This window comes from Endozoicomonas numazuensis, from assembly GCF_000722635.1.
Taxonomy (GTDB): domain Bacteria; phylum Pseudomonadota; class Gammaproteobacteria; order Pseudomonadales; family Endozoicomonadaceae; genus Endozoicomonas_A; species Endozoicomonas_A numazuensis.
Map to the genome: position 1 here is coordinate 905,460 of NZ_JOKH01000001.1, position 16,497 is coordinate 921,956.

Annotated in this window: 11 protein-coding genes; 5 read left to right on the plus strand and 6 right to left on the minus strand. The window is 47.3% G+C overall.

All coding sequences use genetic code 11. From position 1 onward, the window contains the following. Positions 1–171: 171 nt before the first annotated feature. Positions 172–381: a hypothetical protein gene (locus GZ78_RS04135; RefSeq protein WP_034832982.1), complete on the plus strand. Its 210-nt coding sequence runs from the start codon at positions 172–174 to the stop codon at positions 379–381. Here GZ78_RS04135 and GZ78_RS04140 read toward each other — a convergent pair whose 3' ends face one another. Further along, entirely contained in the window at positions 382–3,453 is a 3,072-nt protein-coding gene (locus GZ78_RS04140; RefSeq protein WP_034832983.1) for a hypothetical protein, read from the minus strand. It lies immediately after the preceding gene. A gap of 127 nt (positions 3,454–3,580) precedes the next feature. Between GZ78_RS04140 and GZ78_RS04145 the strand changes: the two genes are divergently transcribed. Then, positions 3,581–5,209, plus strand: a complete 1,629-nt coding sequence (locus tag GZ78_RS04145) for a hypothetical protein (protein ID WP_034832985.1) — start codon at positions 3,581–3,583, stop codon at positions 5,207–5,209. A gap of 174 nt (positions 5,210–5,383) precedes the next feature. Here GZ78_RS04145 and GZ78_RS04150 read toward each other — a convergent pair whose 3' ends face one another. Then, a complete protein-coding gene (locus GZ78_RS04150) occupies positions 5,384–6,850 on the minus strand; it encodes a catalase (protein WP_034832987.1) in 1,467 nt (488 codons plus the stop codon). Between the two features lie 539 nt (positions 6,851–7,389). Between GZ78_RS04150 and GZ78_RS04155 the strand changes: the two genes are divergently transcribed. Continuing rightward, complete coding sequence (locus tag GZ78_RS04155; protein WP_034832988.1) at positions 7,390–8,868, plus strand: carbon starvation CstA family protein; 1,479 nt, start codon at positions 7,390–7,392, stop codon at positions 8,866–8,868. Positions 8,869–9,006: 138 nt separating this feature from the next. Here GZ78_RS04155 and GZ78_RS04160 read toward each other — a convergent pair whose 3' ends face one another. Next, positions 9,007–9,780, minus strand: a complete 774-nt coding sequence (locus GZ78_RS04160) for a ferredoxin--NADP reductase (RefSeq protein ID WP_034832994.1) — start codon at positions 9,778–9,780, stop codon at positions 9,007–9,009. Between the two features lie 178 nt (positions 9,781–9,958). Between GZ78_RS04160 and GZ78_RS04165 the strand changes: the two genes are divergently transcribed. Continuing rightward, positions 9,959–10,924: a LysR family transcriptional regulator gene (locus GZ78_RS04165; protein WP_081869657.1), complete on the plus strand. Its 966-nt coding sequence runs from the start codon at positions 9,959–9,961 to the stop codon at positions 10,922–10,924. On the opposite strand, the gene GZ78_RS04170 is transcribed toward GZ78_RS04165, so the two are convergent. From GZ78_RS04170 to GZ78_RS04180, 3 genes are all read right to left on the minus strand, one after another. Beyond that, the gene (locus tag GZ78_RS04170) at positions 10,855–12,144 is read right to left on the minus strand and encodes a multidrug effflux MFS transporter (RefSeq protein WP_051785798.1); all 1,290 of its coding nucleotides are present in this window, start codon (positions 12,142–12,144) and stop codon (positions 10,855–10,857) included. The two genes, GZ78_RS04165 and GZ78_RS04170, sit on opposite strands and share 70 nt — an antisense overlap. Before the next feature lie 340 nt (positions 12,145–12,484). Next, complete coding sequence (locus GZ78_RS04175; protein WP_034832995.1) at positions 12,485–13,369, minus strand: HlyD family secretion protein; 885 nt, start codon at positions 13,367–13,369, stop codon at positions 12,485–12,487. Further along, complete coding sequence (locus GZ78_RS04180) at positions 13,366–15,408, minus strand: FUSC family protein (RefSeq protein ID WP_034832996.1); 2,043 nt, start codon at positions 15,406–15,408, stop codon at positions 13,366–13,368. The genes GZ78_RS04175 and GZ78_RS04180 overlap by 4 nt, the downstream gene beginning before the upstream one ends. Positions 15,409–15,566: 158 nt before the next feature. Here GZ78_RS04180 and GZ78_RS04185 point away from each other — a divergent pair, with 158 nt between their 5' ends. After that, positions 15,567–16,439, plus strand: a complete 873-nt coding sequence (locus GZ78_RS04185; protein ID WP_034832997.1) for an aspartoacylase — start codon at positions 15,567–15,569, stop codon at positions 16,437–16,439. Positions 16,440–16,497 lie beyond the last annotated feature (58 nt).

Consider the following 16,497-nt stretch of genomic DNA (forward strand, 5'->3'; position numbering starts at 1 on the left):
ACAATCATTCTTATTCATATTCCGTTCAGTCAGATCTGTGATCTGTGATCTGTCAGTAAAAGACTATTGGTAATTAATATTTATTTTTAAGGAAGAAATTCAGACTGGTGCATCGAGCATAAATAACCATTCTGCTAATATCGATGAAACAAATTCATTAGGGTATGAAGCATGTACAAGCTGCTGGCAATGATCTTCCTGGCTCTGATCGTCATTATCGGCCTGTCTCGGGATTTTGAAATGGCCATTAGCCATGAGTACGCCTATGTGAAGGCGGACTTCCCTCGCTTTGCCAATAAAGCCTGGTTTGGCTTTGACGTAGGTAAAAAAGGCGGGCTCGAAGGCATGTACAATGATTTTAAAGAAAAAATGAAGCAGTGATCATGAGTCAGTATCAAGTTTTCGTTGTTTGCTGACGGAAATTTCAGAGTCGATAAGGCGCTTGTGGGCCACTCGCCCATTCTCCAAAGGAATGGATATGGGAAAGTGAGACCGTTTGGCGGCCTTGTGCATCTTGAATCGTTTCAGTCTGTGAAAGAAATCACGGGCTTTACCTCTAGTCATATCAAAGGTTCTGGCGACTTCGGCCACCCGCCTGGAAGATTCATGGGGAGTATCGTACTTTGGTGTCAGCATCAGGTCGATGACCCGGCCCTCATTCAGCGTCATCGACTCCCCTTTGTGCCTGTATATCTGCCTTTCAAAATCAAGACATTCCGCTGACTTGGGATATTTCGTCATCATGGCGCTAACTGACAGTCCATCCTCCCACAGAAACGTCCTTAATCTTGAATAAGACCAGGTTCTGTCACTTCGAAGTCCGGGGCAACCAATAGCGGGCGTTGCTCCGTGTTTGAAAAACAGGTCTCCATTATTCAGCTTGTGGGAAATGTACGACAGAGTATGACCTTCCCTAAGATAGCTTTTAATCTGCTTCAGAATAGATCTGCGCCATTTTTCGCTACCCGTTCTATATAAGCCCAGTTCATCCAAAGCGTTGATCGCTAGTGCTTCAGAAACCTTTCCAGGTGGTTCAAAGTCGGAGTAAAAAATCAGACACCTTAGAAACTGGGCAGTACACCCCCTGGCTCTATCTGAGTCGAAGTCCGGAATCAACGCTTCAGCAAAACTCATGAATTCGGGCTGTCTTGAGAGCATGGTTTTAAGGTTGCCCAGAATGGTTTCTGCGCTTTTTTCCCAATCAATTCGGTCAAACATCCTCTGTAATCTTCGGGTCAGCAGCGTTTTTACTTCAGGACAATTGACACCTTCATCAGCAATAACCTTAAGCAAAGCTTCCTCGCACCAGGCAGTAAATCCAGCTTCTTTGACCGATGTTGGTAACTCTATCGAAAGCAGTTTTCTTGAGTGATAACCAAGAGCTACTGTGCCTTTCGTGGACTGCAGGATCTCAGCCATGGATTTAACATCCAATCCCTCTTCAAAACCCTGGGTGATGAAACAATTGAGAGCCCGACGAAAGTGCTCTGACTCTGCGTGACAGACCTGCAACGTATCCAAAGGCTTCCAGGCAAATGACTTTTTAGTGCTCTGAGTTTCGGACAAGGTTACCTGTTCTTCCTTCATCAGATGCCTGACCAGCGCTGGCATGTTGGATTTGGCCAGCGTAATGGCAGGTTTGATTTCAGGTCGATGATTCCAAAGATGGCGATAATCCTGACAGATAAGCGACACGGTGCCATCAATAAGATCCTTCCCCTTTATGGATTGGGCAATCCGGCTACCGACACTTCTCTTGCAGGCTTTGATGTCCACCCCGATCGCCTTCAGCAGTGTTTTCCCTGTGCCTCTCCAATTCTTTCTATTCCAGAATTTGGGATCAATGGCATCAATGGCTGGAATCCGATAAGGCTTCCTTCTGGAATCCCTGCTTTCTCCCTCATAATCACCGAAAAAGCCCGTCGAGCTCATAGCTTCCAGACACTGCTCTACTGAACGTCCCCTGCGCAGATATTTCTCGGCCTGATGTTTAAGAGCAGAGACATACTCCTCAGAACTACTTCGATAACAGGCCAGAACATCAAAATCGTTAGTTTTGTAGGATTTACCCAATGGCTCAACGGCTTCATAATCAGCAAATACTTTAGGTATACAATGCAGGGCACAGATGCTCCAGGGAACAGATTTACTGATTGTATTGGGACAAAGATCAGCAGGTTTACTCTCCATCCCCTTGAGATGCCACATCAACCCGCTCATTGACAGACTGCGACCGTGATGCCAGAGCAACACAGCCAAAGGCAATAATCTTCGGGTTTGACGCTTTGCCAGACTGATATCCTTTTCACTCAGACTGTCGTTTTTCTGAAACTGCTCTGCCAGAGAGATTGTGGCATCTCCTGTCATCCAGTAACCATACTGACTGCAAAGCATTAACATATGATCAGACAGCGACTTTTCAGTGAGAGGCACGACTCTCTGGAGAGAAGGATCAACAATAACAACCCCTTGCTTCTCCATAGCCTCACAGAAAGCCTTGTCAGGCATCTTCCCCTGTTGAATGGACGTTTCATGGTCGTCAATCCCGGAAACAGGCTGATCACCCGGTGCCATCAGCAATAAATAGTGATTAGTGAGCATGTCTTCTCCCTTCTTAATTTGCAGATTCACAAGAGAAGCCTGGGAGCTCAGCTTCTTACTCCTCAACCAGTGCGCCAGGAGGAAAAAGCACCAGTCATCGCAACGAATAAACTTAAGACGTCGGGCGCCTTCTGCTTTCATCATGACTTTCATCTGCTGATCAAAGTCAGTATTCCCCGGGAAGTGCCCTTCCACCAACTCCTTGAACTGCCACTGAATCATCTCATTTCGCGCTGCCTGGCATCGCTCCCTGAAAGATTTTGTCGTCTGATGGATATCAACGATGGAAAACTGTCTGGCTTTGTCCAGCACCATTGTCATCTCATTAACAAGTGCTTTCTGGTCATCAGGAAGGTTGAACGATGAGGTATGAAGATCGGTGTTTTTTTCAACTTCACGAAACTCGACCGAGTCCACATCCCAAAAGGGAACCGGTGAAAAGAGTTCAAAATTTGAAGAACAGGGAGACGGTGCCTGAAATTCCCTTAACAAACCCTTTTCGATAGAAACCACCATGGGTTCCGTCACAGTTTCAGCTCCAGACTCACCCGATTCGGACTCCGAAGAATCCGACAGACGAGTCACTCGGGTGAAAGGTCTCGCTTTAACTTCAGGCACCCCAGGCATTGTAGAATCAACAAAGAAGAGAGGAGCCTCTCTTTGCGTTGGGGGTTGGGACAACTCAGCAGACATATGTAGAGCAGAAACGTGAGCCTTCTTGACCGACGGACCAAAAGGCGCACGCACAGCCTCATCTCGTGCGTGAGCCGTTCTTTTTCGCTGAGAAGCCATCACCTGACGGGAAGCTTCTTTCCAGTTAATACTGGTCTGTCCTGATGCTGCTCCATTCATAACCGTAAATCCATTCCTTGGAATTCCGGTAGTTTTGACCCTTTTCTCGCCGAAAAGTGCCCGGAACTCTCTCCAGGATTCATGGTCAAACGATAATGATTCAGGGAAAGTAGCATAAGAGGTCAGGATGGATTCACAGCGGTTGTTTAGTCCAGATAACGTTCCAACATCTGTCAGCAGTGGTGCCACTGCCAACCCTCCCTCGTCCAGTTGCCATGGAAAGCCTCAGTCCTACATGCGGCATCGCCATGTCAGACTTGCCGGTGGCGGCAAACAACCCCGAACTGAACTGCAGGAGCTCACCAGGAAATCAAAGTCCCGCCCTGTCTCATCTCGACAAACACGCGGTAAAACGGGCCCAGCCTTCTCATCTCAACAAACACGAGGTCCAACGGATACGGCTTCCACCCCACCGGTCTATCAAGACTCCCTGAAAGCCAGGATTAAAAAATTCTGGAAAACGCCATGGCCTGCGTGGTGTTACAAGTTCCCCGAAAACTGGCGAAGCGCCATGAAAACAGACAGGGGTGGTAATATGCAGATTCCTCACAGCTGGAAGTGCTGGCTGTTGGCGCCTGATCGCTTTGTAAAGCTTGAAAACATTCCCTCACCTCCCCCTGCTGAATTGATGTCCATCAAACTATGGCCCGCCGTTACTCATTTGCTGTCGGCCCTGCAAAAACTGAAGATCAATCGCGAGGTGGTGACGGAACAGAGCCTGAGAGCCATGATTCAGTCTTTTCAACCCCATGATCGCCATGAAACAGTGGAAGTGATGCTGCAACTCTGCAAGACAGCCTTTTCAGTAACGTCACCTTTAACGGATTTGCAAAAATACTTTCTTATGGCGCTTTGGGCTTATCGAACGACAGACTGTGAGATCAATATTAACAGTGATCCATTTGCCCTCTTTAATTCTTTTGAACTGAAGGTCAATAGCATCAATAAAGATCTTCTGGGCGAGCCAGCCACTACCCCTCAGCAAATTGAAGACCTCGGTCAAACCCTTTTCGTTCAAAACTGGCGCCCTCTGAAATCGGCGCTGCTGGAATACGAGATCCAGTCACTGGATGAAAGAATTTTAAACAACAGTCGCTTTCATCGCTCAATCTGGCAGTTCGCTCATACATTTTCTGCCATGTGGTCTAACAACCAGGAGTGCGATTTGGCAACGGAATTCAATGTGGGTGAAGGCGATATGTTGCATTCAGAGTATTTCGCCCACTATTTACGCGCATTTTTAGGTAACGAAAGCCGGCTCACATTGAGAGAACAGGAACAACTGAGATTATTACTGGATACTGTCATTGTCGAACGTAATTTGACCCTGACTGCGAACGGTCATCCAACTAACTGGCGAGAATGGTTGAATCGTTATGAACCCAGGGTTGATTGTATTCCGGGCAATGAATGGAAAGATTATGATAGTGGTTCGGACAGTCAGTCTACTGATCTCTCTGAAAGCGACAATGGTCAGTCCGAGACTGAAGAGAGCGGTACAGAACGGCCTCCTCCTGTCACCGGAGGTAAACATTTTCCCGGGAAGTCGATGCCCGGTTCCTCCATTCCCAGAAAAAGGCTGAGGGTAGAAGACCCTGATACGCCCTCACAGGAATCCTCCGATCAGGAAGCAACACCTCTCAGACCTGCTGGCCGTGGAGAAAAAATGATACCAACCGTTCATATGAGTGCAAAAGAGAGAGCTTTTTTAGAAAGAGGACGTTATGGGTCAGGGTCAGGTTCTGGCAGTGACTAAGATTGTTTCTAGAAATAAATTCCCGATTAAAGCATGGACTTCGTTCATCCTGGGCCTGTCGAAGGATGCTGGTCATGCACTTCGACAGGCTCAGTGCGAACGGTATGGAGTTTCATGCTTATTTACACAAGCCTGATTCTGATTACTAAGAAGCAGGCTTGTTTATCACCTTCCTTAACCTTGTTTTTTCACAGCTTCAGCCACACGACGACCGTAGTCATCATCACAACGGGTGAAGTGTTCAAACATCCTCTGCTGCACAGATTCTGTCGCCTGACTCAAACCTCCAGCTATATTTTCAACCAGCTGAACTTTCTGATCTTCTGACATCATCCGGAACAAGCTTCCTGCCTGAGAGTAATTATCTTCATCGGTAGTGTCGTAGGCTTTCAACCAGGCATTTTCTTCTATCGGCATGGGTGGCTCTGCAGCATTAGGCTTGGGAACGGGAGCACCTTCACCTGCCCGATCATTCGGATAGAAGTTCACCTGGCTACCCTGCAGATGCCCGGTGACCGGACAACCTGAAGCGCCTGCCATTACACCATCACGCTGATAGTGATGAACCGGGCATTTGGGTTTGTTGACCGGAATCTGCTGATGGTTTGCACCCACACGGTAGCGATGAGCGTCAGCATAGGCAAACAACCTGGCCTGCAATACCTTATCTGGAGAGACACTGGTGCCAGGCACCACGTTGCTGGGTGAGAAAGCCACCTGCTCGGTTTCAGCAAAGTAGTTTTCAACATTACGGTTCAATTCCAACTGACCAATGTCCTGCAGAGGAAAATCGGAATGAGGCCATACTTTGGTCAGATCAAAAGGATTGATCTCATAATCTTTGGCCTGCTCTTCGGTCATGATCTGGATTTTCACCGTCCAGCTTGGGAAGTCGCCCTTCTCAATGAACTCTACCAGATCTTTCTGCATACCATCTGATGGCATGGATTCAGCTTCTTCATTGGTCAGGGTTTTAATGCCCTGATTGGTTTTGAAGTGCCACTTCACCCAGAAGCGTTCACCTTTCTCGTTATAAAGGCTTAACGTATGAGAGCCATAGCCGTTGATATGACGCAGAGACTGTGGAATACCCCGATCCGACATCACAATAGTCATCTGATGCATCGACTGAGGGTGGCTGGCCCAGAATTCAAAATGATGTGCCGGATTACCCAGATTGGTTTTCGGATCTTTCTTCTGGGAATGAATAAAGTCAGGAAACTTGGCCGGATCACGAATAAAGAACACCGGCGTATTGTTACCCACAATGTCGTAGTTGCCTTCTTCGGTATAAAAGCGCAGGGCAAAACCGCGAACATCCCGAACGTAGTCACCGGAATCCTGACCACCGGCTACCGTAGAGAATCTCAGGAAAACTTCTGTCTGTTTACCCGCCCCCTGAAGGAAGTTTGCCATCGAGTAATCGGACAGATCCTTGTTCAGGGTAAAGGTACCATAAGCACCATAACCTCTGGCGTGAACAACCCGCTCAGGAATACGCTCACGGTTAAAATGAGCCAGTTTTTCAAACAGTCTGAAGTTATCAAAGGTCAGAGAACCACGTTCACCTGCTGAAATGCTGGCATTGTCGTCAGCTACCGGGGCACCGTTCCCCGTCGTCAAATAAGTCTTGTTACTCATTCCCAGTCTCCTTGGGCCGGTTTATTGAATCAGTTGTTAACTCATGACTGACAGTTTAGAGAAACTGTCGATAGAGGCTAATGATGGATATCCATCGCTCTCATTAGCTTTTTCTATGGTTTAAATATTATTCAAACAAAACAGAGAAAGAGGCAACCCGCGATTCAATCCCATTGAAGAGTTCTATAACACAATCCATAAGACAGAATTAAGAATTAATTATCTGAACACAATCCAAATGCTTTATTTAATTGACGGGTTCCGACTAAAAACTGCTTTTTAATTGATCCAGATCAACCCCAAAAGATCGGTAAATACCTATCCTTCGCCCGCCTTGTCCACACAAACCAACACCCCACTCGTTTTTTCACAGGGCAACATACCTTTCGATCAGAGCACAAGCAACACCAGCCAGAGTTAATAAATACAATATGTCCCGCTGATCAAAGGCTCTGTTTCTTCTATCTGAGATGGACGGAAACAATAAAAAATCCAACATGGCCACACAGGCTGCAAGATAACAACAGGTACACATTGCCATGATCGTATTTTTTGTTTGTATAACCCTGCTGATACTGGGTTACAAATTCTATAGTCCCTTTGTTGAAAAGCAGGCAGGGATCGATCCTACTGCAGATACACCCCAGAAACGATTTGACGAAGGTGTTGACTACGTCGCTATTCACCCGGTCAAAGCTTATCTGATCCAGTTTCTGAATGTTGCCGGTGTGGGTCCTATCTTTGGTCCTATTCTGGGTGCACTATACGGCCCCATTGCACTGGTATGGATTGTTCTGGGCAACATTATTGGCGGCGCGGTTCATGACTACTTCTCGGGGGTTATGAGCATCAAGGAAGACGGTAAATCCCTGCCAGAAATTGCCGGGAAATATTTCAATGTCTACTTCAAGGGCATCATGCTGGTGTTTACGGCCATGCTACTATTCTTTGTCGGTGTCGTTTTCATCATGAGTCCAGCAGGGCTGCTCAGTAACCTGAGCTATTTTGAAGGCACCATCCTGGCCAATAATACTTTCTGGGTATTGGTGATTCTGGGCTATTACTTCCTGGCCACCTTACTGCCGATCGACAAGATCATTACCCGACTGTACCCGTTCTTCGGCCTGTTGATGATCGTCATGACGACTCTGATTGCTATTGCACTGCTGATAGATGCTCCTCATCTACCCATCGCCAGTGATGTCTTCAATTACGTTACACACAGCCACCTTGAGCATCAGAGTGACATTCTGACACCCAACCCTGCCGGCTTACCGGTTTGGCCTCTGTTGTTTGTCACTATTACCTGCGGAGCTATCAGTGGCTTCCACTCGACTCAGGCGCCCATCATGGCCCGCTGCCTGACCAACGAGAAATATGTGCGCCCGGTTTACTACGGTGCAATGATGTCTGAAGGTCTGGTGGCCTGTGTCTGGGCACTGGCAGGTATTGCTGCATTCCCCGGTGGATATGCTGAACTGAAAGCCATTCTGGATATGGGTGGTCCGGGCATGGTGGTTAATGAAGTCGCTTCCAGTTATCTGGGTGTGTTGGGTGGCATCATGGCAATTATTGCAGTGGCCGTTTTCCCGATTACTTCAGGAGATACGGCATTCCGTTCACTGCGTCTGACCATTGTTGATGCGTTCAATATTCCACAGAGCATGCGTAACCGCATCTTGTTGGCTACCCCGATTCTCGGCATTGCGTATCTGATAACCTTTGTGGATTTCTCGCTGATCTGGAGATATTTCGCCTTCTCCAATATGTTACTGTCCACCAGCGTGCTCTGGCTGGCTACCAAGTACCTGTTTGATCGCGGAGCATTCCACTGGATTGCCAGTCTTCCAGCCATTGGCGGTACCAGTGTCACTCTGTCTTATATCCTCACAGCAAGCATTGGTTTCGGGCTATCCCCGCAGTGGACCAAGCCAGTAGGTATAGTGATTGGCATTGTGGGTTTGATTGCGTTGATCCTGGTGGATCGCAAGGCGAAAAGTAAAGTGTCTATGGCCTGACAAGCCACAGAGGAAAGGTATCGGTTCACTCCGATACCTTTCACTTTTTACTATGAAGATGCAGCTTTATCAGACTCTGTAGCCATTTTCTTGTTTCAGGGTGAGCTGCATTTGCTGCTCATGACTGTTTAGAAGCTTTTACTTCTCTACGAAGGCTCTTTCAATCACAAAATGACCTGGATTCCCGCCCCGGGCTTCCTTGAAACCCCGCTCTTCCAGAATACGACACAGGTCCTTCAGCATTGCAGGACTGCCACAAAGCATAAAGCGGTCATCTTCCAGGTTGGGTTCAGGAAGATTCAGATCAGCAAACAGTTTTCCACTCTCAATCAGATCAGTCAGACGACCTTCGTTACGAAACGCTTCTCTGGTAACGGTGGGATAATACTTCAGCTGACTCTTGACCATCTCACCAAAATATTCGTTTTCAGGCAGCTCATGCTCAATCCGGTCCTGATAAGCCAGTTCGGACACATAACGAACACCGTGAGTCAGAATCACATGGTCAAACTGCTCGTAGATTTCAAAATCCTTGATGATACTCATAAAAGGCGCCAGCCCTGTGCCGGTACTGAGCAGATAGAGATTTTTTCCGGGTAGCAGGTTATCCGATACCAGTGTGCCCACAGGCTTGGTGCCTACCAGCACGTTATCACCCACTTCCAGCATCTGCAGGTGCTGTGTCAAAGGACCGTCCTGCACCTTGATGGAGAAAAACTCCATTTCTTCTTCATAATTGGCACTGGCAATACTGTAAGCTCTCAACAGAGGTTTATTCTCTATTTCCAGACCGATCATGGTGAAATGGCCGTTCTTGAATCTCAGACCCTGGTTACGTGTGGTGGTGAAACTGAAGAGGGTATCATTCCAGTGGTGTACGCTGGTTACTGTCTCCCGGATAAGGTTGCTCACGGTAGGTATCACTCCTGATGGCCGAATTTTCTGCCCGAACCTTTGCCCGTTAGAGGGGACAATGAGCGAAAGGTTCATCTATTCATAATATTTCTTCTTCCAGATCATCCTAGTCAGGGGTACGATATTTGTGAAACAGATAATTTTTATAAGATTATTCGACTAATTCGATAAGCCAATGAAGTTTACTCTCAGACAACTGGAGGTTTTTCTGGAAGCGGCACGCCAGCAAAACCTCACCCGTGCCGCCAAATCACTGGCCATGTCCCAGTCTGCCGCCAGCAGCGCACTGAAAGAACTGGAACAGCAGTTCAGTACTCAGCTGTTTGACCGTATTGGCAAAAGACTACAACTGAATGACCTTGGCCATCAGATACGCCCCGAAGCCGAAGCTCTGCTGGAAAAAGCTCAACAGCTGGAACAAAAACTCTCCAGTAAAACCCTGGTAGGCCAGATCAAGGTGGGGGCCACTTTATCTATAGGTAACTATCTGGCAGTCAATATTGTCGCCAGAATGATGAGGGACAAGCCGGGTACTCACATTGATCTGGAAGTAGCCAACACAGCCTCTATTACCGAGAAAGTTCTGAACTTTGATCTGGATATCGGATTGATTGAAGGAGAGTTGCATCACCGTGACCTCAATGTCATGCCCTGGTGCGATGACGAACTGGTTGTTTTCTGCGCCCCGGGCCATAAATTTGAGAGCAGAACCCAGCTGACCGATCAGGATCTTCTGAATACTGACTGGATTCTTCGAGAAGCAGGCTCTGGTACGCGTCAGGCGTTTGACCGAGCCATGCACGGGATTCTTCCCAGTCTGAATGTAGTCATGGAGTTACAACATACGGAAGCCATCAAGCGTGCAGTGGAAGCCGGGCTGGGCATTGGCTGTCTTTCGAGAATCACACTTCAGGAAGCCTTTAAAAGAGGCAGTCTGACGCCTTTGCTGATTCCCGGTAGAGATTTAAGCCGTCAATTCTACTTCATTATGCACCGACAAAAGTACGTCAGTCAGGGCATCAAGGAGCTGATTCAACTTTGTCGCCACTGGACCGCAGGCTCACCAGAGCATCAAAGATCAGCTGGCTCCCGGACTCGTTCACTGGACTCTGAAAAAATATTGGCCGATTCCGATGCCTGACCCGGAATCTCAGGCTCCGGAGCTCTCATTCCCCAGATAAAGAAAACCAGCGACAAGAAACTCACCAGGAACATAGTGGTAGCGATGGGTACCAATGTTCCGTCGTGCATCAGGGACATCAGGATGCCCACAACGCCGCCCAGACCAAAGTTAAGTGTTCCGATGACCGCATTGGCGGTACCACTGCTGTGAGGAAAATACCTTAAAGTACAGCTGGTTGAATTGGCAGCAATAAAACCAATAGAACTGATCGTCAGGGTTATCATCAGATAAACAAAAGGCAGTCCCGGATTAAAAAAGTGCAGCACCACATTAAAAACGACCATAGACGTTAATTGAATAGCAATGCCTATGGGAATCAACTGCACCGGCTCGTAACGATTCAACAGTTTCATATTCAGTCGATTGACCATCATATAAATCAGCACATTGGAACCAAACAGAATGGGATAAAGGTTGGTGGAAACACCAAAATACTCAATATAAGTGAAGGCAGAGCCCGTTAGAAACGTAAACAGACAGCCCAGAGAAAAACCAGTGCAAAGCACAAATCCCATGGCTTTTTGCGTACCCAGAACCTCTCCATACTTCTGCAGAATACCTCGCACCAATGGGCCGTCAGCTTTTGCGTTTGAATTGGTTTCTGGTAAATAGAAAACCACCATAAACAAAAGCAATGCGCCGTAGATTGCCAGAATCACAAAAATGCTTTGCCAGGAGAAAAAATTAAGCGCGATGGCTCCAATACCGGGTGCCAACATGGGAGCCATCAGCATAATCATGGAAACCATGGACAGCATTTTTGCTATATCCCGACCATGATACCGATCACGTACTGTGGCCGAAGAGATAACCGTAGTGGCTCCACCTCCCAGTGCCTGAATAAACCGGAGCAATAAAAGCTCATCCACACTTTGAGTCCAGATGATCAACAGGCTGGTCAGGGTAAAGATGCTCAATCCTACCAATGCTACCGGCTTGCGCCCGATACGATCAGAAACAGGTCCACCGACAACTTGTCCCAGAGCAAATCCTACAAAGAACAAGCTGATCGACATCTGGACACTGGCTGTAGAAACATCATAAAAAGCGGCCATCGCCGGGAGGGCTGGCAAATACGTATCGATACCAAAAGGACCAATAGCAACCAGTGCGGCAAGCATTAAAGCAAGACGGGTAGACAGCTTATTCGTAGGCGGTGTTTGACTTGCCTGCTCCATGGCCGGAATCCTTGAAATACAGTAGCAAAGGCGACTTTATTATTATGAAATTTGTGCTTATCTCGCAGCGATGAAGAAACCTTTCTTATCACCCGTACTTTTTAAACAGCAACTGCAGTTGAGCGTTAAAAGGTATACCGACTCTGTTCATCCTGAACTTTCGAAGGATGCGGATAATGCACTTCGACAAACTCAGTACGAACGGCAAGGTTTAGGATTTAGCACTCAGCAGCATCAGGAGCTATTTTACCCTTTATTTAGTAAAAATTCGTCGTCCATTCGCAGCATCCTACCACTTTAATGACGGGTTCGTAATGCAGTCAGGCTGTGAGTTTGTCGGCTAGTACAAATATTGAAGGTGGGTTCTGAGTTGCTGAATGGCAGAGGCAACGGCTCGGGATAAGACGTTATCCACCGTCAAAATCGTAGTAATTGCGGTAGTCCCGTTATAAAGCATACAGCTCTCCGGCAGCTGTGTTCGATCAAACGCCACTCTTACTGGAAAACGCTGCGCCAGTCGAATCCAGTTACTGGTTCTTTCTACCTGGGCCAGCCCACTGGGCCCTGTTTCATCAATATCCACACCTCTGGCAATAGTCGCAACCTGCCCTCGTATTACAACACCCGGACAGGAATTGAGACTGACCAGAACAGTCTGCCCCGGGTAAACACGGGTCAGATTATTCTCCTTAACGTTGGAATAAATCCACCAGTCACTGTCATCAATGAGAGTCATTATTCTCTGGCCCGTTTCTGCATATTGACCCGGTCGGGCCTCAAGGTTGGTGACATAACCTGAAACCGGTGCATAAGTGAGAATATGTTTTTGTTGATAACGGGCTTCTGACAGGGAGCGGGCGTTGAGATACAGCGCTTTACTGGCCTGAAGAAAGTCATCCCGACTGACATTGTTGGACTGAAACAGACGATTGAGTGACTGAAAATGTTCATGTGCTACCTGGTAGGCTTCCTGAGCCTGAGTCAGGCTGATATTCACCGGCTCCGGATCAATACCAAACAGCAGGTCGCCTGTTGTCACCTTTTGATTATCCGATACTTTGACGTGGGTGATATTACCCGCCACCAGGCTGGATACTGGCACGGTATAAGCCTGCAGTGTGGCAAAGTCGGTATTCGGGATATATCGATTGGTCACCAGCACAAATCCGGCCACCAATATAAGAACACTTACGATTGCAGTAGCGTAACGTTGAGGTATGGTCATAGTTTCTGGAAATAGCGTTGCAGTGTCATCAGATTCTGGCAGGCATCACGACAGGCCAGCAGTGCACAGACAGTATGGCTCAGGCTCGCGCAAGAGTGATGCTGCCTGACTTCGGGAGCCTGCAGGTTGCGGAGTGTTTTCACCAGACTACGCCTTAAATCATGCAAGGCTGATATTTCTTCCTGAAAATCCTGGCTTCGAAAGCACCGGGCCAGAATGGAAGAGTAATCTCTGCAAACACTCTGACCGAGAGGCTTCATTCGGCTTTGTTCGGAAACATCCAGAAAGTGCTTTTCCATGGCACTGATATTACGTACCAACTTGGTAGCTACTCCTGTTAAGGGTCTATACCTTGGAAGCTGACGTGTAACGCTGGAAAGTTGATCAGACTGTGATGCCAGCTGCTGCAGAAAGGCAATGTCCTGATTGAAATGCACAACAGCCATATCAGACGCTTCTTTCTGCTCTAACCGCCATAGCAACCTGTGTTTCAATTTTTCCAGTGCTGTACGGTACTGGCGACCCGGACTGTCCGGAAACAACATCAGAATAATCACGGCAATGGCAAATCCTTCGAACAGCCCTGCAATACGCTCTGACATCACCAGAAAATCAATATCTGTCGTAGAGTTCCCATAGGAAAGTGTCAGAGTCAGAGCAACCCCGGCCTGCAGTGCTCCATAGCTGTATCGCTCACTGCCCAGACTGTAATAATTGGCAAAGTAGATACCCACAAAATAACAGCTAATCAATACCCAGACGCTGGTCAGATGACTAAGCAGCATAGCTACTGCAACAGCCACTGCAGCTCCGCTCAACAATCCCACTAACCGTTGGGATATACGACTCAGTAATAAGCCTGCATTGGGTTGTATGGCCATGACCGTTGCAGCAATCAAAGCCTGAAAGCCTCCCTGCCAGTGCATTTGCAATGACACCTGTGCAGTCACTAGCATGATCACCGTGATTTTGATTGCTCTTCGGAAGTTCTGGATCTCCTCATCGGACGGAGCAGCCGAAGGTATTTTTTTAGACACATCTCTGGCTTCATGTACATATAAAGCATGCTGAAGAATGGCATAACAACAACGCTGAGCTCTGGCGACCGGGACTAAATGACTCTTAAACTGGCTGGCGCTGTATTGTTCCCAGAATTGATAAAAGTGGCTTTGCATTTGCTCATAAAGCTGAGCCAGATATTCGATTCTTTTTTCTGAACGCTCGTCGGCATGATTAAAATGGATGAAGGCCTGTTCTGCTGTCTGGGAAAACAAATGAAACTTCTGACAGTAATCAGGAGAGATATCGTCATGAATCAAGGGGACCAGATGACTCAACTCACTCAATTCTTCTGACAGAGGCTGAATGATGTCGCAAAGTTTACGACACTGGCTACTTTCTCGAGCATCAAGATACTTTCCACCCGCCTGAAACAATCTTTCCAGCAGAGGCAACACCATAACCCGTTGTCGGCTCCTCAGCTTATATAAATCAAGCAGAAAACGATCAAGAAGGTGGCGTAATGCCCAGGTAGCGTTTTGAGGATGAACAAATGAACTGACCAGCCATAAAATGCCTGCGCCCATAGCAATTAACAGCACCCAGTGCACACCAAAACTGATGGCTAGATGGCTGTCCGTAAAGTTCATTTGATAGAGAACGGCAAGAGTCAAAGCGGCAAAAACAGAAGCGTAATGCATTCTTCCCGAGGTATAGGGCCAGATCAGCAGAACAAGGCCTATGGCCACCAGACAGGTCTGTACTATCGGATCAGTGAACTGAATCAGTAAAAATCCGATAAGAGTCCCACAGCTGGCTCCCCCCAAACGCTCCAACATCATGCGGGTCATATCATGGGGAAAAACCGCATTAATGACCGTAATGACCAACAGAGCCATAAAGCCGTTTTCAATCTGAAAGTTGAAAATAATAATCAGACACAGCAGTACAGCCAAGGCTACCTTGAGTGACTCTCTGGCCCGCCAGGTATCATAAGGAACGAGTAGATTTCTGACGTGGGTGCTGGAAAGAGTGACCATGGGCTGACAGGACTCCGGATCAGGCAACCAGAGTATAGGAGCCTCTCGAGTTCATGGAAAGGCAGGACAACGTTGCTCAACCATGACTCGCTGCACGTAGAGTTGTAGAAACATGACACCAAGTTTAGTCTTGTAATCAGTACAACAAAGGTCTGTATATGATTAAAAAAATCACCATCGTGGGCGGCACCCATGGCAATGAGTTGATTGGGCCTTACCTGATCAGAAAGCTGGAACAGGACAAAAGCTTCAGCCAGAGTGCTATTCCAGTCGATTATCTGCTGGCTAATACTGAAGCGTGTAAAAGAGCCAGTCGCTTTATTGACGCAGATCTTAACCGCTCTTTCACCGATGAGATTTTAAACAATAATGACGACTCGGTTTATGAACACCGACGTGCCCGGGAAATTAATCAGCTTCTAGGCCCCAAAGCCAATAATGATCGTTTTATCATTGATCTGCACAGTACCACCAGCAATATGGGTATGACTCTGATAGTCAGAGATCAGGCCGCTTTTAATCTTCAGGCTGCCTCCTATGTGCAACAGCATATGCCGGATGTAAAAGTCATTCTGAGTGACCGTGATAAAAGCTTTAGTCGAACATTGAACAGTCTTTCAGACTATGCCATGGCCATTGAAGTAGGGCCTCTGCCCAATGGCGTGTTGCGACACGATCAGTTCGCTGAAACGGAAGTTGTGATCAAACACCTGATTGACTTTACCCTGATGCGGCATAGTCAGCAGCCAACAGCCCTACCAAGAACCATTGACGTCTATAAGGTAACAGAACGAATTCAGTACCCTAAATCTGACGATGGCCACCTATCAGCCATGGTTCACGATTCATTACAGGACAAAGATTTTGAGGGACTGAAACCAGGCATGCCTCTCTTTCAGAATATGGATGGCACAGTAACCCATTATGAAGGTGAGCCTGGCTTCCCCATTTTTATCAATGAAGCTGCTTATTATTACGAAAATACAGCTTTGGTGATCACTCGTCAGGAAACCATTGCCCTGACTGGTTAAAAAACGAAGAATAGAGAAGAATTTATTATTGCTTTTTCGTCTGTAAGCAAAACGAAAG

Coding starts and splice junctions, on each gene's coding strand:
- GZ78_RS04135 (WP_034832982.1), top strand. CDS start 172: ATGTACAAGCTGCTGGCAATGATCTTCCTGGCTCTGATCGTCATTATC.
- GZ78_RS04140 (WP_034832983.1), bottom strand. CDS start 3,453: ATGAATGGAGCAGCATCAGGACAGACCAGTATTAACTGGAAAGAAGCT.
- GZ78_RS04145 (WP_034832985.1), top strand. CDS start 3,581: ATGGATTCACAGCGGTTGTTTAGTCCAGATAACGTTCCAACATCTGTC.
- GZ78_RS04150 (WP_034832987.1), bottom strand. CDS start 6,850: ATGAGTAACAAGACTTATTTGACGACGGGGAACGGTGCCCCGGTAGCT.
- GZ78_RS04155 (WP_034832988.1), top strand. CDS start 7,390: ATGATCGTATTTTTTGTTTGTATAACCCTGCTGATACTGGGTTACAAA.
- GZ78_RS04165 (WP_081869657.1), top strand. CDS start 9,959: ATGAAGTTTACTCTCAGACAACTGGAGGTTTTTCTGGAAGCGGCACGC.
- GZ78_RS04170 (WP_051785798.1), bottom strand. CDS start 12,144: ATGGAGCAGGCAAGTCAAACACCGCCTACGAATAAGCTGTCTACCCGT.
- GZ78_RS04175 (WP_034832995.1), bottom strand. CDS start 13,369: ATGACCATACCTCAACGTTACGCTACTGCAATCGTAAGTGTTCTTATA.
- GZ78_RS04180 (WP_034832996.1), bottom strand. CDS start 15,408: ATGGTCACTCTTTCCAGCACCCACGTCAGAAATCTACTCGTTCCTTAT.
- GZ78_RS04185 (WP_034832997.1), top strand. CDS start 15,567: ATGATTAAAAAAATCACCATCGTGGGCGGCACCCATGGCAATGAGTTG.